Source organism: Nisaea sp. (assembly GCF_040217065.1).
GTDB lineage: Bacteria > Pseudomonadota > Alphaproteobacteria > Thalassobaculales > Thalassobaculaceae > Nisaea.
On sequence record NZ_JAVJNX010000009.1, the window covers coordinates 489,762 to 507,369 of the forward strand.

Annotated in this window: 19 protein-coding genes and 1 tRNA gene; 8 read left to right on the forward strand and 12 right to left on the reverse strand. The window is 61.9% G+C overall.

Features of this window, described 5'->3' with window-relative positions; translation table 11 throughout:
* Positions 1–9: 9 nt before the first annotated feature.
* Positions 10–1,242: an MFS transporter gene (locus RH950_RS14635; protein WP_350058002.1), complete on the reverse strand. Its 1,233-nt coding sequence runs from the start codon at positions 1,240–1,242 to the stop codon at positions 10–12.
* Between the two features lie 207 nt (positions 1,243–1,449).
* Between RH950_RS14635 and RH950_RS14640 the strand changes: the two genes are divergently transcribed.
* Positions 1,450–2,391, forward strand: coding sequence for a branched-chain amino acid transaminase (locus RH950_RS14640; RefSeq protein ID WP_350058004.1), 942 nt, complete (start codon positions 1,450–1,452; stop codon positions 2,389–2,391).
* Positions 2,392–2,472: 81 nt separating this feature from the next.
* Here the strand turns inward: RH950_RS14640 and RH950_RS14645 are convergent, their stop codons facing one another.
* Genes RH950_RS14645 through RH950_RS14655 form a run of 3 tightly spaced genes read right to left on the reverse strand, consistent with a single transcriptional unit; the run spans position 2,473 to position 5,530 of the window.
* Positions 2,473–3,963 carry a tripartite tricarboxylate transporter permease gene (locus RH950_RS14645; RefSeq protein WP_350058006.1) on the reverse strand — a complete coding sequence of 497 codons (1,491 nt, stop codon included), beginning with the start codon at positions 3,961–3,963 and terminating at the stop codon, positions 2,473–2,475.
* Positions 3,964–3,967: 4 nt separating this feature from the next.
* Positions 3,968–4,483 carry a tripartite tricarboxylate transporter TctB family protein gene (locus RH950_RS14650; RefSeq protein ID WP_350058008.1) on the reverse strand — a complete coding sequence of 172 codons (516 nt, stop codon included), beginning with the start codon at positions 4,481–4,483 and terminating at the stop codon, positions 3,968–3,970.
* Between the two features lie 54 nt (positions 4,484–4,537).
* Positions 4,538–5,530, reverse strand: coding sequence for a tripartite tricarboxylate transporter substrate binding protein (locus RH950_RS14655; RefSeq protein WP_350058010.1), 993 nt, complete (start codon positions 5,528–5,530; stop codon positions 4,538–4,540).
* Between the two features lie 210 nt (positions 5,531–5,740).
* Here RH950_RS14655 and RH950_RS14660 point away from each other — a divergent pair.
* Positions 5,741–5,825 (forward strand) — tRNA-Leu (locus RH950_RS14660).
* Positions 5,826–5,827: 2 nt separating this feature from the next.
* Here the strand turns inward: RH950_RS14660 and RH950_RS14665 are convergent.
* The gene (locus RH950_RS14665) at positions 5,828–6,373 is read right to left on the reverse strand and encodes a hypothetical protein (RefSeq protein ID WP_350058012.1); all 546 of its coding nucleotides are present in this window, start codon (positions 6,371–6,373) and stop codon (positions 5,828–5,830) included.
* 212 nt (positions 6,374–6,585) lie between these two features.
* Here RH950_RS14665 and RH950_RS14670 point away from each other — a divergent pair, with 212 nt between their 5' ends.
* Positions 6,586–6,891 carry a hypothetical protein gene (locus RH950_RS14670; protein WP_350058014.1) on the forward strand — a complete coding sequence of 102 codons (306 nt, stop codon included), beginning with the start codon at positions 6,586–6,588 and terminating at the stop codon, positions 6,889–6,891.
* 92 nt (positions 6,892–6,983) lie between these two features.
* On the opposite strand, the gene RH950_RS14675 is transcribed toward RH950_RS14670, so the two are convergent.
* From RH950_RS14675 to RH950_RS14695, 5 genes are all read right to left on the reverse strand, one after another.
* Positions 6,984–7,202 (reverse strand): hypothetical protein, encoded by a 219-nt coding sequence (locus RH950_RS14675; protein ID WP_350058016.1) that lies wholly within the window; start codon positions 7,200–7,202, stop codon positions 6,984–6,986.
* A gap of 80 nt (positions 7,203–7,282) precedes the next feature.
* Positions 7,283–7,783 carry a hypothetical protein gene (locus RH950_RS14680; protein ID WP_350058018.1) on the reverse strand — a complete coding sequence of 167 codons (501 nt, stop codon included), beginning with the start codon at positions 7,781–7,783 and terminating at the stop codon, positions 7,283–7,285.
* A 50-nt stretch (positions 7,784–7,833) separates the two neighbouring features.
* Positions 7,834–8,247 carry a hypothetical protein gene (locus tag RH950_RS14685; protein WP_350058020.1) on the reverse strand — a complete coding sequence of 138 codons (414 nt, stop codon included), beginning with the start codon at positions 8,245–8,247 and terminating at the stop codon, positions 7,834–7,836.
* A 3-nt stretch (positions 8,248–8,250) separates the two neighbouring features.
* On the reverse strand, positions 8,251–9,024 hold the full coding sequence (locus RH950_RS14690) for an enoyl-CoA hydratase (RefSeq protein ID WP_350058022.1): 774 nt from the start codon (positions 9,022–9,024) through the stop codon (positions 8,251–8,253).
* On the reverse strand, positions 9,014–9,802 hold the full coding sequence (locus RH950_RS14695) for a competence/damage-inducible protein A (RefSeq protein ID WP_350058024.1): 789 nt from the start codon (positions 9,800–9,802) through the stop codon (positions 9,014–9,016). Before RH950_RS14695 ends, RH950_RS14690 begins: the two co-directional genes overlap by 11 nt.
* Positions 9,803–9,871: 69 nt before the next feature.
* Here RH950_RS14695 and sfsA point away from each other — a divergent pair, with 69 nt between their 5' ends.
* From sfsA to radC, 3 genes are all read left to right on the forward strand, one after another.
* Positions 9,872–10,588, forward strand: a complete 717-nt coding sequence (gene sfsA, locus RH950_RS14700; protein WP_350058026.1) for a DNA/RNA nuclease SfsA — start codon at positions 9,872–9,874, stop codon at positions 10,586–10,588.
* A 107-nt stretch (positions 10,589–10,695) separates the two neighbouring features.
* On the forward strand, positions 10,696–11,514 hold the full coding sequence (map, locus tag RH950_RS14705; RefSeq protein ID WP_350058028.1) for a type I methionyl aminopeptidase: 819 nt from the start codon (positions 10,696–10,698) through the stop codon (positions 11,512–11,514).
* Between the two features lie 79 nt (positions 11,515–11,593).
* On the forward strand, positions 11,594–12,286 hold the full coding sequence (gene radC, locus RH950_RS14710) for a RadC family protein (RefSeq protein ID WP_350058030.1): 693 nt from the start codon (positions 11,594–11,596) through the stop codon (positions 12,284–12,286).
* Here radC and RH950_RS14715 read toward each other — a convergent pair.
* Positions 12,283–13,569 carry an MFS transporter gene (locus tag RH950_RS14715; RefSeq protein ID WP_350058032.1) on the reverse strand — a complete coding sequence of 429 codons (1,287 nt, stop codon included), beginning with the start codon at positions 13,567–13,569 and terminating at the stop codon, positions 12,283–12,285. The two genes, radC and RH950_RS14715, sit on opposite strands and share 4 nt — an antisense overlap.
* Before the next feature lie 154 nt (positions 13,570–13,723).
* On the opposite strand from RH950_RS14715, the gene RH950_RS14720 reads away from it, so the two are divergent.
* Together RH950_RS14720 and RH950_RS14725 are read left to right on the forward strand one after the other, a co-directional pair.
* On the forward strand, positions 13,724–14,659 hold the full coding sequence (locus RH950_RS14720; protein ID WP_350058034.1) for an aminotransferase class IV: 936 nt from the start codon (positions 13,724–13,726) through the stop codon (positions 14,657–14,659).
* Positions 14,660–14,759: 100 nt separating this feature from the next.
* On the forward strand, positions 14,760–17,282 hold the full coding sequence (locus tag RH950_RS14725; protein ID WP_350058036.1) for a PAS-domain containing protein: 2,523 nt from the start codon (positions 14,760–14,762) through the stop codon (positions 17,280–17,282).
* On the opposite strand, the gene RH950_RS14730 is transcribed toward RH950_RS14725, so the two are convergent.
* Positions 17,272–17,526 carry a hypothetical protein gene (locus tag RH950_RS14730; RefSeq protein WP_350058038.1) on the reverse strand — a complete coding sequence of 85 codons (255 nt, stop codon included), beginning with the start codon at positions 17,524–17,526 and terminating at the stop codon, positions 17,272–17,274. The genes RH950_RS14725 and RH950_RS14730 overlap by 11 nt on opposite strands.
* Positions 17,527–17,608 lie beyond the last annotated feature (82 nt).

Genomic DNA, 17,608 nt, shown 5'->3' on the forward strand with positions numbered 1-17,608 from the left:
CCTGCCCCCTCATCCCGCCGGAGCCGATGCCCGGACGATGGCCTCTTCACGGATCGGCCAATGGATAAAGCCGGCGAAGAGCGCGAGAGCGATCGAGATATACCAGATCAGATCATAGGAACCGGTCTTGTCGAAGGTGATTCCGCCCAGCCACACGCCGAGGAACGAACCGATCTGGTGGCTGAAAAAGACAATCCCGAACAGCATGCTCATATAACGCATGCCGAAAATCTGCCCGACAAGCCCGGAGGTCAACGGCACCGTGCTGAGCCAAAGCAGTCCCATGGCCGACGCGAAGGCGTAGATCATCAACTCGCTCGGCGGCATCAGCAGCAGGAACACGATCACCACCGAGCGGCCAAAATAAAGCATGCTCAGCAGGTATTTTTTCGAATACTTGCCGCCCAGAACACCCGCACTGTAGGACCCGATCACGTTGAAAAGCCCCACCAGTGCTAGGGCGTTGGCGCCGATCGTGACCGGCATCCCGAGATCGGTGACATAGGCCGGCAGGTGAACGGCGATGAAAGCAACCTGGAAACCGCAAACAAAGAACCCGCCGGTCAGCAGCCAGAAGCTTCTGTAGCCGAACGCCTCGCGCAGTGCCTGACCGAGACTCTGGCCGGATGGCAGCGGGTTCGCCTTGGTACCCTTGACCGGCCAGAAGGCGATGGCCAGCGGTATCATGACCAGCGATCCCAGCCCCATGAACAGCGCCGCATCCTTCCAGCCGAAGCCGGCAACAAGACCGCCCGCCACCGGGACCAGAAGGAATTGTCCCAGAGATCCTGACGCACCGGTGACGCCAAGCGCCCAGGACCGCCGCTCCGGCGGGAAGAGCTGGCCGACCGCCCCCAGAATGATGCCGAAAGAGGTGCCGGCGAGCCCGGCTCCAACCAGCACACCGGCGCTCAGGTGCAGCATCGACGGCGTCGCGGAAAAGGCGATCAGGACCGTACCGGCAGCATAGACAATAGCGCCGCCGCAGATCGCCCGGAACGGGCCGTAACGGTCAGCAATGGCGCCTGCGAATGGCTGTGTCGCGCCCCAGATCAGGTTCTGGATGGCCAGAGAAAAGGCGAAAACTTCGCGCCCGACTCCCAGCTCCGCAGTGATTGGTGGCAGGAAGACCCCGAATCCGGACCGTATCCCAAAGGCAAGAGCGCCGATAATGCCGCCGCAGAACAGCGCAACATAGGCGAGCCGCATGTTGTATTCTTGGCCTTCGTTTGCACCCGACATTGGCTTGTTCCCGATTTTTTCCGGAGGAGCGGTGCACACTTGTGACAGACACGCTGACGCTCTACGCTCGGAATATGGCATCGGGTGCATGCTGCGACAAACACCCGATTGTCACCAGAACAATTCACGGGGGCAGACTACCAATGCGCGCGCCGCGCCTGTTGGCAGACCCGCTTCCCACCCAAATCAGGATGGAAGGAACCGGCTATGTCGACGCCGAAATATGCCGTCATTGACGGCAAAATCGTGGCCTGGGAAAACGCCACTGTGCATGTCGCCTCGGCGGCTTTCAAATTCGGCACCACCGTGTTCGAGGGCCTGCGCGCCTATTGGAATGCCGACGACGAGGATTTCTACCTTTTCCGCATGGCCGAACACATGGACCGGCTGGATTTCTCCCAGCGTTTCATGCGGTACACGGATGCCATCCCGTCCGGCCTGGTCACCGAGAAGACCCTTGAGCTGATCCAGGCCAACGGCTTCAAGGGCACCAACCTTCACATCATGGCCTCCTGCTATGTCGCCGACATGGGCGGCCCCGGGGCGTGCGGCCCGGTCGGCCTTGCCATCACCGCGCTGGAGCGGCCGCGCTCGGGGAATGTGCTGAATGGCGTGAACGTGCAGGTCAGCTCCTGGATGCGGATTCCGGACAACGCCATGCCGATGCGGGTGAAATGCAATGCCAACTACAATAACGGCCGGCTCGCCACCGTGCAGGCGACGGTCGACGGCTACGATACCGCGCTCTTCCTGAACAGCCGCGGCAAGGTCTCCGAAGGCCCCGGCATGTGTTTCTTCATGGTCCGTGGAAACCAGGTCATCACCCCGCATACCTCCAGCGACATTCTGGAGAGCATCACCCGCGAGACCGCCCTGCAGCTCGCGCGCGAGGCAGGGTACGAGGTCGTGGAACGGGATATCGACCGCAGCGAGCTGGCCGCCGCCGACGAGGCCTTCTTCTGCGGCACCGCCTGGGAAGTGACACCGATCCTCTCGATCGACCGCCTGCCCGTCGGTACCGGCGCCATCGGCCCGATCACGAAGAATCTGCAGCAGACCTATTTCGATGTCTGTGAAGGCAAGACGGAGAAGCATCCGGAATGGCGTCTGCCGGTCTATGCCGGCCGCGCCGCCAAGGCCGCCGAATAGGCAAGCCCGAATCCCTGCTCCTCCGCCGCACAGGAACTATCCAAGCGCGGCGGAGGAGCCCGGTCATCCAGTCCGCCCACGCTATCGATCGCGCACCCAGCGCTGCCAGAGCGGCGTCTGCGAGACCAGCAGCAGCAGGAACGAAACCGTCAGAACAAGCGTTATCGGGTTGGAGACGAAGTTCCACAGGAACTCGCCGATGTCGTGCCGCGCACCGATCATGGTTCGCCGGTAATTGCTGTCCAGCATTGGACCGAGAATCACCCCCAGAATCACCGGCCCGACCTGAAAGCCGAAGACCTTCATGAAATAACCGGCGATACCGAAGCCCAGCATCCAGGTGATGTGGACCGGATTGTTCTGGATGGCATAGGTTCCGACCGCAGAGAGCACGATGATCAGCGGGATCAGGATCGCCTTCGGACATTCGACGATCTTGGTGAAGACACGGATGCCGCTCAGCCCGAAGATCAGCAGGAACAGGTTTGCCAGCGTGAGATTGCCGACGATGAACCAGAACAGGTGCGGCGTCTCGATCAGCAGCAGCGGACCCGGCTTCAGGCCGTGAATGAACAACGCGCCGATGATCACCGCAGTCACCGCGTCTCCCGGGATCCCCAGCGTAAGCATGGGAATGAAAGCGCCGCCCACCGCCGCGTTATTCGCCGTCTCCGGCGCCACCAGCCCTTCCTTCGCCCCCTTGCCAAACGGAACGTCCGGATTCTTCGTCGAGCGCTTGGCATGATCGTAGGCCAGCAGAGCCGCGATATCGCCGCCGGTCCCGGGCAGGGCGCCGATGATTGTTCCGATGCCCGAGGAGCGTAGTGCCAGACCGAGATAGCGGCGTATATCCGCCAGCCCCGGGATGACGCTGCCGATCTTCTGCCGGATCGGCGGCAGCGAGAGATTGTGGAGCTGCACCAGCGCCTCGGCCACGCCGAAAAAGCCGATCATGGCGGCAATATAGGGAATGCCGCCCATCAACTGCACGGACCCGAAGGTCAGTCTCTGCTCTGCCGTCATCGGGTCCAGTCCGACCATGCCGATCAGCACGCCGAGAGCGCCCGCGAAGACGCCTTTCGCAAAACTTTCGCCAGACAGCGCCCCCACCAGCAGAATACCGATCAGTCCGAGCAAGAGATAATCCCGCGACTGGAACATCAGGGCGAAGTTCGCAATGGCCGGCGCAGAGACGGCCAGCGCCAGGATGCCTATCAGACCGCCAAGCACCGACATGACGGTGGTCAGGCCGATCGCCTGCCCGGCCTCGCCGCGCAGGGCCATCGGATATCCCTCGATGGCCGTCGCCACCGCGCTCGGAGCGCCCGGTATGTTCAGCAGGATGGCCGTCCGGGCGCCGCCATAGACACCGCCGACGAAGACACCCGCGATCAGCGCCAGCGCGTCATTCACCGGCCATTTGAACGTGAAGGAGATCAGGATGGAGGTTGCCATCGTCACGGAGAGACCGGGGATCGCTCCGACATAGATCCCTGCCAGGGTCCCCGCAGCCGTCAGGAACATCAGCCAGGGATCGAGCCACGAGAGCGACAGGTTGGAGAGCATTTCCATCGTTTCAGAAAACTCCCCGCAGCCACGTCCCGCCAGGCAGGACAACCTGGAAGCCGAGACGGAAAACGACATAGATCACGGTAACCGAGAGAACCGTGACCGCCAGAGAGACGAGCCAGCCTTTGCGCCAGAGATAGGAGAAGGCGGCGAACAGGAACAGCGCCGAGGCCGGCACGAAGCCGATATAGGGCATCGCGGCGACATAGCCGGCAACCAGCGCAGCGACGATCACCAGATCGCGCGTGAACACCTTGCCGGGGCGAACGCCGCCCGGTGCGTCCCCCGGATTTTCAGCGGGCGCCATATCGCCTTCGGACAGGCGGGATCGGACGGCCCGGGACAGGACAACAGAGGCGGAAATCAGCATGGCCGCAGAGGCCAGCATGGGAAACACGCCCGCACTCGTCAGGCCGCCGAACCCCGAAATACCGTATGACTGCCAGAATGCGGCCGCGCTGAACAGGACCAGAACGAGCGAGAATACCGCCTCGCCCGGTCCCTTGCTTTGGTGAAACTTCATCGGGATGAATAGCAGCCCCGAGCCCGTCCTGAGACGGTCCCCGGGGCCTGCCATTTACGGCCGCGCGATGCCGAGCGTTGCCGGGTCGACCTTGGCCGCTCCCGTATCCTGCAGCGCCCAGACCGTGACCTGCTGCCACTTCTTCAGGAATGCCTCGGCCTCGCTGCCGGAGATATTCATCACGACATTGCCGCGATTGGCCATCAGCGTGGTGAACGGCGCGCTGTCAGCGGCTTTCTTGAAGGCGCTCTCAAGAACGGCTTTGACGTCTGCCGGTGTATCCTGGCGCACGAAGACACCATAGAACGGGCCCCACGGCAGAAACTTCTGCATTGCCGGGAGCGCGTCGGTGATCGGCGGCACGTTCGGCAGCGTGGCGACGGAGGTCGGGTTCACCACCGCGAGCGCCCGCATCTTCCCGGCCTTGATCTGCTCGGCTGCAGCGGAAATGCCGGACGGCATGAAGTCGACTTCGCCGCCAAGCATGGCGGTCAGGCCGGGTCCCTCGCCGCCAAACGGAATTGCGGTGACGTCGAAATCAGCGGCGTTGGCGATCAGCGCACTGATGGTGCTCGGCAAGCCGCCCGGTCCCGTCGATCCCATTTTCACGGCACCCGGGTTGGCTTTGATATCGGCCAGCAGCTCCGCCATCGTCTGGTATTTCGATGCCGCCGGAACGGCGATCACGGCAACGCCGCGGCCAAGGATGTTGATCGGGTAGAAAGAGGAATAATCGAGGCTGGAAACCCCCATGACCGGATGCAGCTGCGGATTTTCCGCCCCGTAGAGGAACGTGTAACCATCGGCCGGAGCCGCATTCACGAAAGCCGTCGAGATCGCGCCGGCACCGCCGGACTTGTTCAGCACGACGATCGATTTTCCGAGCGCCTCCTCGGCAGCCGGATTGACCGCACGGGCCACCGTGTCGGTCGCGCCGCCGGCGCCCCACATCACCACGCCGAGCACTTCCCGCTCGGGATAATCGGCGATGGCCAGACTGGAGGAAAGGGCCAGCGCCGCGACGGCGCCGAGCAAAGTGCGTTTCATGGTTTCGACTCCCTTGATCGTTCTATTATTTTCGCTACCGGACAGGACTGCGACTGGTTCCGTGAATCGTTGCTCACGGAATGGTCAGGACGCCGGGTAGTTACGAAAATAAATCGCGGATAGGCAAGCATATTTCCGGCCGCTACCGGCAGCATGGCATCTTGGCGGGGCAGCTGAGTTCCTGTAGGTATCCGCGATCAGCTGACCGGCGGCCCCGTGGCGGAACTGGTAGACGCACGCGACTTAAAATCGCGAGTCGATAGACGTGAGGGTTCGAGTCCCTCCGGGGCCACCACCCTAGTCGGAGCTGCGGCGCAGGATGTAATTCGGCCCGTCGCAACTCGTCACCAGGAAATCGCTGCCGAAATAGTCGAAGCCCTTTCCGTCAAGCCGGTTGCCGGCGATGCAGAAAAAGACGGCATCTTCGTCCGCAACGGCCGGCCGATCATCCTCGGCACAGTTCAGCTCTAGCTTCAGCCAGTCGGGGTAGAAATCAGGCGCCTTGCGCAGGCCGGCAGACTTCAGGTCATTGGAAAACAGCCAGCGCTCTCCGAAATACCCGGTCCTGTTGTCAATCATTTCCGCCTCGTAGCGGTCTATCCGGCACCGATAACCGATGGCATCGAGATGACTGTTGCCGATTTCGATGCGACGGCCAACGAAACGTCCCGCCTCTTCGGGCCCAACAGCCGAGATGCCGGAGAAATCGACTTCCACGATCTCCCAAAGGCCCTGAATCTGCCGCGGTACAAAGCCGAACGCAGATCGATCCTGAGCCCGCGCAGCGGGAACATGCGCAATCAGCCCGATGAGAACGATGATTTGCAACGCTGTTCTATGCATCTTCAAATTCCGGCGACATCTGACAATTATTCGGTACGTCCGGCGCCCCACGCGTCAGGAACAGACTCGGAAGACTGACGGACGCAACCGACTCCGGAAGCATTCCTCAGCGCAATCCCCGCACACTGAACTTCCAGTGTGCGGGTGACAAGAAGCGTCATGCTCGCTAGAGTGCGCATTGAAACAGGCTAACAAGCCGAGGGGAGACTCCCATGGACGTCAAAAGCACCGTTGCCTCTGCCAATATTGCCCGCACGCAGGCGCCGTCTACCCGCAAGCCGGAAGACGCGCAGGGTCCTGGACAAGCGCCAGGTTCGGCCGGCGCCGTGTCAGTCTCCGTCACCGGTGAAAGCCGTCAGGCGGCCGCACTTGGCGAAAGCGTGAACGACAATCTCTCCAGCGCGGATGCTCTGGCGCTGGCCGGCAGCGTCGCCGAACAGCTCGCCAATCTGCCGGGCGATACGGGAATCGTCAGCAATCCGGGATTGCTGGAAGAGGCGGCCCGCGGCGTGAGCTGATCGTTCGCGCAAAAACCGTTTCCGCCTTCGCGGAAAACAGGATCAACAAAAAAGGGCGCCGACGGCGCCCTCTTTCATTTCCAAAGTCCGGTTCAGACGAGCTCGCTTTCTGGTTCGGTGTGCCCGTCCAACTGGGAGTTTTTTTCCGCCCCGGCAGACTCTGCCACAGCCTGGCTGCTGTACAGTCCGGTCGGGAACATCCGGAATTCGCCTTCAAAAAGCTTCGTAAGATCAAGCTTTTGCCAGCCTTTTGTGGCTGATGCCGAGGTCGCGATGCCCGGCACCGAATCTCTGTAGGTAACAGCTTTCACAAATGCGCTCCTTTGCTGGGTGACAGAGAACCATCCCGCAGCAAGAAGCGTGCCCAATATGACGGAGGGAGAAATCCGCGCTAGAAATGCGGCCAGAGCATGCGGGCAACGGCGAAGGTTGCCATCTCCACATAGAGCAGCATGAAGCCAAGCATGATGTAGCGGTGCACATCGCTTGTGAAACGGGACTTCTGCGCCAGTGCCGTGCGGGTCATCTCGCCGAAATGCGCGCGCATGAAAGCCTGTTTCTTGGCTTCGGAACCCTGCCAGCTCTGCAGCATCAGGATGGTGCCGACGGTCGCAAGGCTGAACAGCCAGACCAGGTAGAACAGGAACTTGATCAGGCTGACATCGCCCCAGCGCAACCAGACGCCGACGGCGACGACGCCAACGCACAGGGCGGAGAAATAGATCAGCGTGTGCCACTGCTGCGCCTTGGCGAAACGGATGTTCGCCGACGCATCTGTATAGAGGGCCAGAAACTCCTCGCGAGTGTCTGAATCGATGTCCGGATGGGACACATGCTTCACGGCGGCGTGGCGCCCGCGTTGCGGGTCGGCCCTGGACATTTCATCAGCCATGGAACGCTCCTCCAGCCCCTCCGTCACCAGACATTATGCGCCCTGTTTCGTCATTGAATCAACTGTTTGGCATCTAGTGACGGACAAAGCTTCAGGGAAACCGGGCTCTCTCCCTCGCGAACCATCTTCGGTTCAGCGCCACGCCTGATCAGATAGGTACGCCGCGGCTCCGGAGCGGACCAGGTCAGGACCTGATCGACCTCGACCCGGTCGCCGGATACCCGGTAGCTCGACCGTCCCATCTCCAGCACGCGGACGCCGGAGAGCGTGCCGTGCTTCGGCAGGACACGCACATAGATCCCCTGATGGAACACCATGACCGCGGTGCCGCTGCATTTCGGCGTCCCGTCCGGCCCGACAATGCCCCAGACACCCTCGACCTGCGGCCCGGCCGGATAGGCAGATCCGGCCGCGAGGGCGAGCGAGAAGCCCAGCAGGATCGCCACTCCCCGCCCGCGTGCCATGGCTCAGGCCGCGCCTTTCTTCTTCGCCAGGAAGGCCTGCATCATGGCCTGCGGCTCACCGGTCTGGTAGGCGGCGGCAAAGGCCTCGATACCGGCCTCGATAGCTTCTTCCAGGGGCTCCTCCTCCCAGACCTTGAGCAGTTGCTTCTGGATGCGGATCGCTGCCGGGCCGGCCTTGGCAATGTCGGCGGCCATGTCCTCGGCGATCTCGAACAGGGAGTCCGACGTCACCATGCGCTCGATGAAGCCCCAGTCGCGGGCCGTACGCACATCGATCGTGGTGCCGGTATAGATCAGGTAGGAGGCCTTGCCCCAGCCGATCAGCCGCGGCAGCAGGGCTGCCTCGATCACCGACGGGATGCCGACCTTGACCTCGGGCATGCCGAACTTGGCGTCCTCGCCGGCGATCCTGATATCGCACGACGCGGCGATTTCCATCCCGGCGCCGAGACAATATCCGTCGATGGCCGCGATTACCGGCACCCGGCATTCCCGGATCGCCTTCATCAGGCCGTGCAGGCCGGAAATGAAGGCTTCCGCGCTGTCCGCATCGCAGGCCGCCATCTCGTTGATGTCGGCGCCCCCGATAAAGGCCTTCTTCCCGGCGCCGCGCAGGATGACGGCACGGACGGTGTCGTCCTCCTCAAGCCCGGCGACGGCGGCGGTCAGCGCCTCGATTGCCAGCGAATTGACGATGTTCAGTTTCTGGCTGTTGTCCCAGGTAATCGTGACGACGGTACCCGTGCCCCGTTCCTTGCGGCCGATATCAACCGGCATTCTCTGTTTCCTCCATGTCTTCCGGGCGTGCTTCGAACGGCTCGCCGCCAAACTCTCTTATCATCTGCCGGATCGCCTCGGCGACCTCCTCCAGCACAGTCTCGTCCGTCCCGCGTGCCACCAGCGTGGTGCCGAACCCGCCGGCCCGGTAATAGGGGTAGCTGCCGATCTCGACATCCGGAAAGCGGTCCTGGATCGTACCGAGCGCGGCGGCAACCGTTCCCTCACCGATTGTGCAGCTGACGGAGCGGGATTGCATCTTGGTGCCGTGCTTCAGCACAGGAAGCAGCTCCAGCACCATCGCCTGGAACACGCTCGGCACACCGGCCATGACATGCACGTTGCCGATGATGAAGCCCGGTGCGATCGAGACAGCATTGTCGATCAGCGTGGCCCCTTCCGGGGTTTCCGCCATCTTCTTCCGGGCCTCGTTGAATTCCCGTCCGATGGTTTTGTAGTGCGCCGCCATGCGCCGCATCGCCTCGGGGTTTCGGATCACCGGCTTGTTGAAGGCCGCCGCGATGGAGGCGCAGGTGATGTCGTCATGGGTCGGGCCGATTCCGCCGGAGGTGAAGACATAGGTATATGCGTCCGACAGTGCCCGGACGGCGGCGACAATTTCTCCCTCCTCGTCCCGCACCACCCGGACTTCGGAGAGCCGGATACCGGTTTCGGTCAGTTTCTCGGCGAGGAAACCCAAATTCTTGTCCTTGGTGCGTCCGGACAGGATTTCGTTACCGATGATAAGAAAGGCGGCTGTGACGGTTTCGTCTGACATGATTGCCCGGGATTGCTATGACGGATCAGGAATTTAGAGCCCCGGAACCATGAAACAACGGACGCCCCGATGCAACTTCCGTCGCCGCTCTACGAGGGCATATTGATCCAGCGCTACAAGCGTTTCCTGGCCGATGTCCGGCTGGTGGACGGAACCGAAGTGACAGCCCATTGCCCCAATCCCGGCGGCATGATCGGCCTGAAGGACCCGGGATCGCGGGTCTGGCTCTCTAAATCCGACAATCCGAAGCGCAAGCTCGCCTACACCTTCGAGCTGATAGAGACTTCCGGCGGTCTGGTCGGCATCAATACCGGCCATCCGAATGCCATCGTCGAAGAGGCGGTACGGGATGGCACCATCGCCGAGCTTGCCGGATATGAACGCCTCCGGCGCGAGGTCAAATACGGCGAGAACTCCCGGATCGACCTTTATCTCGAGGATCCGGAAAAGGGCATCTGCTACGCGGAAGTGAAGAATGTCCACCTGAAGCGCGACAATGGCCCAAACCCGGGCGCGGCCGAATTTCCGGATGCGGTGACCAAGCGCGGGGCCAAGCATCTGGCCGAACTCGGCAACGAGGTGGCAAGAGGCAACCGGGCGGTCATGGTCTATCTGGTGCAACGCATGGATTGCGACCGGTTCTGCATCGCCGAAGATATCGACCCCGGTTATGCCGAGGCCTTGAGGGTCGCCCGCAAGGCCGGCGTCGAGGCGATCTGTTACGATACCGAGATCACCACCGAGGCTGTTTCCGTGCGCCGCCCGCTGCCGATTGTCTGGCCCTGACAGCTCTTTCCGGGCCGGATTGACTTGACGCTCGCGCCCGCGGGTCGCATTTATGCCTCATACATTGACCTAAATTGCACGGCCGACGCTGCGCACCTTGGAACAGCATGCAAGATCCTTCACTCGCCCAGGATGAGAATTACCGCGCCATCAAGCTGCACGGCCCGCTCGATTTCGTCGGCATGCGCCTGGCCGGGAAACTTGCCGCCGAGACCCTCGATTATCTGACGCCCTACGTGCAGCCGGGCGTGACCACCGAGGAGCTCGACCGGCTCTGCCACGAGTTCATCCTGGAGCACGGCGCCGCGCCTGCGCCGCTCGGCTACAAGGGCTTTCCCAAGTCGATCTGCACCTCCATCAATCATGTCGTCTGCCATGGCATTCCCGGCCCCCGGAAGCTGGAGGACGGCGATATCCTGAATATCGACGTCACCGTCATTTTGAATGGCTGGCACGGCGATACCAGCCGGATGTTCGGCGTCGGCAAGGTCGGCGTGAAGGCGCGCCGGCTGATGGACATCACCTATGAAAGCCTGATGCGCGGCATTGCCGTGGTGAAGCCGGGCGCGACCCTCGGCGATATCGGCCATGCCATCCAGAGCTATGCCGAAGGCGAGCGCTGCTCCGTTGTCCGCGATTTCTGCGGCCACGGCCTCGGCCGCACCTTCCATGCCGCACCGAGCGTGCTGCATTACGGCGAGAAAGGCACCGGCCCGGTATTGCAGGAAGGCATGTTCTTCACCATCGAGCCGATGATCAATGACGGCAAATACGCGGTGAAGATCCTGCCCGACGGCTGGACCGCCGTGACCCGCGACCGTTCCCTCTCCGCCCAGTTCGAGCACTCGATCGGCGTGACGGCGGACGGCTGCGAAATCTTCACGGAATCTCCCAAGGGCTACACAAAGCCGCCCTACGAGGACTGATCGCCCGCCCCTCGCGGAAAAAGGCGCCCGCCCTTCCCATGATCACCCTATCGAGTGATCGGAAGGGAGGATTGCATCCGTGCCACGCGACCTTTTGAGCCAGGACTACCATTCGGGACACCGGCGTCGGCTCCGGGAACGGTTCCTGAAATCCGGCCCCGAGACCATCCAGGACTATGAACTGCTGGAGCTGGTGCTCTTCCAGGCCCGGCCGCGCGGCGACGTGAAACCGCTCGCCAAATGCCTGCTGGAACGCTTCGGCAGCTTTGCCGAAACCATCTCCGCGCCGGCCGAAGACCTGATGAAAATCCGCGGTGTCGGCGAAAGCACGGCCATTACCCTGAAAAGCGTCCGGGCCGCTGCCATCAGACTGATGCAGGAAGGTGTGCGCGAGCGCGCCGTCGTTTCCTCCTGGGACCAGCTGATCGCCTATTGCCGGGCCGCGATGGGATTCTCCAAGCGCGAGCAGTTCCGGGTGCTCTTCCTCGACAAGAAGAACCGGATCATTGCCGATGAGGTGCTGCAGGAAGGCACGATCGACCACACGCCGGTCTATCCGCGCGAGGTCGTGGCCCGCGCGCTCGATCACGGAGCGACGGCGCTGATCCTGGTGCACAACCACCCGAGCGGGGACACCACACCGTCGAAGGCCGATATCGACATGACCGAGCAGATCCGGCAGGCGGCCTCCACTCTCGGCATCGTGCTGCACGACCACATCATCGTCGGCCGGGCCGCGCATACCAGTTTCAAGGCGCGCGGACTGCTTTAGGCCGGGGAACCGGTCAGCTCAGGACCTCTCGGTGTCCGGTCGATCTCCCGGATGAAGCAGGCGGCCACCGTGCCGGCGAGGCAGCACCATGGCAGGACCTGAAGGGCAAAACCGAACGTGTCGATCGAATAGACCCGGGCTCCGTCCAGCAGACGACCGTCCCATGAGAAATCCAGCAGGTAACCGATGAATGGCTGCAGGACTGCGCCGCTGCCGACAACGAAGCTGTTGATGATCCCGAGCGTCGCGCTGTTGGCCCAGGGCGGGTTGTGCTCCCGCGCCACGGCGAAGCTCAGCACCATGGTCGCGGACCCCGCCCCCTGCAGCGCCAGCACCGCATAAAGAAGCGGCAGAGGCATGGCCGGAAACAGGATGATCAGGGCGATCCCGGACGTCGCCAGCACCCCGCCCAGCACCATGAACGGCCGGCGCTTGCCAAGCTTGTCCGAAAGCCAGCCGCTGAGCGGCGCACCCGCACCCCAGCCGAAAAACATGATCGATGCCAGGGCCGCAGCTTCGGGCTTGCCAAGTCCCCGCGCCTCCATGAAGAAAGGCACCCCCCAAAGACCGCCGAATGCAAGCATGGAGCCGGTCATGCCGACGCCGAAGCTCGCCGCCAGCCAGGTCTGCGGGTTGCTCAGAGCGTGTTTCAGCCCGTCAAGAAGCGGCCGGGCCGGCTCCGCCTCGCCGCGCGGGCGATCCCTCACGGTGAGAAACAGGCAGACGGTGAGAACAGCGCCGCCAACCGCGACCCACAGGTTGGTTTCCCGCCAGCCGATCTGCTCTACCGCATAGCCGAAAGGCCCCTGCCCCAGAACACCGCCAAGCACGCCGAGCATCTGCGCAAGGCCGCCCAGCAGGGCAAACCGTCCCGGAAACCAGAGGGCGGCGACAGACAGGGCGGCGACAAAACTGCAGGCGCAGCCGAGGCCGATCAGGAACCGCCCGAAATAGGCCATCCAGAGCGAGTCGGCTCCGGCAAACACCAGCACCCCGACAGTGCAGATCGCCGCGGCACCGCTCGCCAGGCGCCGCGCGCCGAGCCGGTCGATGGCAACACCGACCGGGATCTGGATGCTGGCATAGACGTAAAAATAGACGGCGGAGAGATTTCCGAGGATGGCGCCGCCGACAGCGAACTCGCGCATCAGATCGTCGACCATGACCGACGGCGACACACGGAGCACGAAGGCATAGAGAAAGAAGACCGAGGCAAACAGCCAGCCGGCGAGCAACAGCGCACGAGACGGTGAGAAGGATGGTGTCTTGGCTTCGGCGGTCACGCGGCAGCTCCGGTAACGAGACTCTGCCGATCTCAGTGACATGCCGTCATGGCGCCGGTCAATCATTCCGCGAGGCAGGACAGCCGCATTGAATTGTCATCAGTCACGTTGCACGACACACTTGCCGCTCGGTGACTTCAGACACGAGGGTTTCATGCAGGCAAGCGGTACGAACGAGCGCACGACGACCCATGACGCGGAAGACGATCCCCGCAACCGGGACATCAAGATCCATGTGAACGGCCAGCTGGTTCCGCGCGCCCGGGCCACGGTTTCCGTCTATGATTCCGGTTTCATGCTCGGCGACGGCATGTGGGAAGGCATGCGGCTGCACAATGGCAGGTGGGTGTTCTTCGAGGAACATATGGACCGGCTGTTCGAAAGCTGCAAATCGGTCAGCCTCGATATCGGCATGGACCGGGCCGGTATTCTTGCCGCCCTGAACGAAACCGCCGCCGCCAACGATATGCATTCCGATGTGCATTGCCGCCTGATGATCACCCGCGGCGTGAAGGCGAGGCCGTTCCAGCACCCGTCCCTGTCCCACAGCGGTCCAACGATTGTAATCATCCTGGAACATTCAAAACCGGCGGGCGGGCTGCACCAGCGCGGCATCCGGCTGGCAACGGTTCCCCAGGTCCGGGGCCTGCCACACTCCCAGGACCCGAAACTGAATTCCCATTCGAAACTGAATTGCGTCATCGCCTGCCTGCAGGCCGAACAGGCCGGCGCCGACGAGGGCCTGATGCTGGATCCGCACGGCTTCGTGAACACAACGAATGCCTGCAATTTCTTCATTGTCCGGCGCGGCGAGGTCTGGACGTCGACCGGCGACTACTGCATGAACGGCGTGACCCGCCAGAAGATCATTGATCTCTGCCGGCAACATGGCATCCCGGTCTTCCAGAAAAACTTCTCGCTCGTCGAATGCCACGGCGCCGACGAGGCCTTTCTGACCGGCTCTTTCGGCGGACTGACACCGGTCGCCGAGATCGACGGGATACAAGTCAGTCCTGAAAGGGGTCCCGGACCAATATCCCGGGCTTTACAGATTCACTACAAGGCACTCGTGGATGCCTATTCGTCCTGACTCTCCAGAACGGTTGGATGCAAACAAAGCGTTAATAATAGCAAGGTACACTCGTCCCCGATCGTACCGAACAGTTCTGCAGAGAAACCGGGCCGGCACCATGGAATCAGATATTACGGACATCGATGTGTTTTCGTCCGTGATCGAAAATATAAGCCTGGGTATTAGTTACTTCGATCAGGACCTCAATCTGGTCGTCTGCAACCGGCGTTATCTTGATCTGCTTCGCGTCCCACACCGACTGGGAACGCCCGGCACACCGATAGCCGCGTTTTTCCGGATTCAAGCGGAGCGCGGCGAATACGGTCCCGGGGAAACCGAAAGCCTCGTCAATGAGCGGCTTGCAGCGGCGCGGCAGACAGGAGCACACAGCTACGAACCCGTGCGGCCGGATGGTTCGGTTCTTCGCATCACCCGTAAGCCTGTCAAAGGCGGCGGTTTCGTGACCACCTACGAGGACATCACAGAGCTGAGGCAGTCGCAGCAGGCGCTCGAGCAATCGAACGAACGGCTTGACGAACTCGTCTGGCAACGGACGGCGCGCCTGCAGAAACGGGAAACGGAACTTTCGGCCAAAACCAAAGCCCTCGAAGCCATCCTCGAAGCAGTCAACTACGGTATTACCCTGTTCGATCGCGATCTGAATCTGGTTGCTGCGAACCGTCAGGCCTTCGACATGATGCAATTGCCGCAGGAACTGAACCGACCGGGAACACCGCTTGTCGATCTCGTCCGGCTTCTCGCCGCGCGTGGTGAATACGGGCCAGGCGATGTGGAAGAGCTGGCACAGGGGCGCATAGCCCTGGCAAGCACGTTCGAAAACCTACGCTATACTCGGGAACAGTCGAACGGGAAGATCTACGATACCTGGGGCAGGCCTACCGAAGGCGGATTTGTCACCACCTATATTGACGTCACTGAACAAAAGCAGCTGGAAGCCCTCCTGCGTGCCAACAACAATGAGCTTGTCGAGAAAACCGCAGCGCTCGAAACCATTCTGGAAGCGGTGAGCTACGGTATTTCGCTATTCGACAAGAATTTGAACCTGATTGCCGCAAACCCTCAGGCATTCGACCTGATGGCCGTCCCGCATCATTTCAATCAGCCGGGCCGCCACTTCACCGAATTTCTGCGCTATCAGGCGAAGATGGGAGAGTTCGGAGCCGGCGATATCAATGAGATCGTCGAAAAACACGCCTCCGCCGCAGCCAGACCCGAGCCATATACCTCAATTCGGCAACGCAAGGACGGGACCATAATCGAAGTCAACCGTCGTCCGATCGAGAACGGCTTCGTGGCAACCTATCGGGATGTCACGGACGAAAAACGGCTTGAGGCCCTGCTGCGCTCGACCAACGAACAGCTGGAAAAGCGGGTTGAGGAGCGCACTTCGGCGCTGAACCGCCAATTGCACGAAACCGAGCGCGCCGAGGCGGAAATGCGCGACGCCAAGAGCCGGGCCGAACAAGCCGACAGGGCGAAATCCGATTTCCTCGCCCGAATGAGCCACGAAATCCGCACCCCGCTGAACGGAATCGTCGGCCTCATCAGGATTCTCGCCGAGACCGGTCTCACCGACAGGCAAAGCGACATCATCGCCAAGGTCCGCGCCTCTTCCGACGCGCTGCTGAATATCGTGAACGATGTGCTCGACTTCGCGAAGATCGAGGCTGGCCGGGTCGAAATCGAGGAAATCCCCTTCAATCTGTGCGACATCCTGAAAAACGTCAGCTCGATTGCCGCAACGCGGGCAGAAGAAAAAGGCCTCGCCTTTACCGTCAATTCCAACGGAACCGACGACCTTGCCCTGATCGGCGACCCGCACCGCATCACACAGATTCTGACCAATTTCTGCGGCAATGCCGTCAAGTTCACAGATACCGGCTATATCCGTCTCGACGTCACGGCAGAAAAGGAAAAGGAGGGCCTCCGCCTGGTCCGGATTTCCGTCGCGGATTCCGGGATCGGCATCGACGAAGGCACTGCCAGGCACATCTTTGTCCCGTTCCAACAGGCGGATGCCTCCACGACACGGCGCTTCGGCGGCACGGGTCTCGGGCTGGCCATCTCGCGCGACCTGGCGGAATCCATGAACGGACGCGTCTGGGTCGAGAGCAGGCCGGGGCACGGCAGCACCTTCCACGTCGAATTGCCCCTCCGGTCCGCGAAGCAGGGCATTGATGCCGTTGCGAATATCGACCGGGACTGGCGCGCCGCCTGCAACGGTTTAAAGATCCTCCTGGTGGAAGACAATGCCATCAACCGGGAGATTGCCTCGGCCATCCTGCAGGGCGCCGGCATGACGGTGATCCCGGCCGAACACGGCAGGGAGGCGGTCGATATCATGCTGGCCGACGCGCCACCTGCGATTGACGCTGTGCTGATGGACCTGCAGATGCCGGAAATGGACGGACACGAGGCGACCCGATGCATTCTGGCCGACCCCCGCTACCGCGATTTGCCGGTAATTGCCCTGACCGCACATGCAGTGGCCGAAGAGATCGAAAAAAGCGCGGCCGCCGGGATGTGCGATCACATCACGAAGCCGTTCGAGCCGGAAAAGCTGTTTCGCAGCCTCGTAACCGCCAGCGAGGGCGGATCGAAAATGCCTGTTATACTGTGATGTCGAGAATGGAGCCCCTGGGCAGATCGGCGCTGATCTCTTCCAGGGCCACGGGCTTCTGACGCTGCGGCGTCCGCTGGTCCGCATTCGGGTCGGTTGAGCGCAGTTCCTGCGCAAATCGGCTGTCTTCAGTGGCTTGGGCATTGTTCCGCCGATCTTCCGCGCCGTCGAGCGGTGCCGGATTTTGTCTTTGCCCGGTCGTTACCGGAACCAGCGGAAAATTGTTTATCGGACCGATTGCCATTACCAAACCTGATCCTTCAGGCCGGTCTCCAGCACGCATTCTGCCGCAAACCGGTGTAAAAATCCATCACCAGCACCATGAA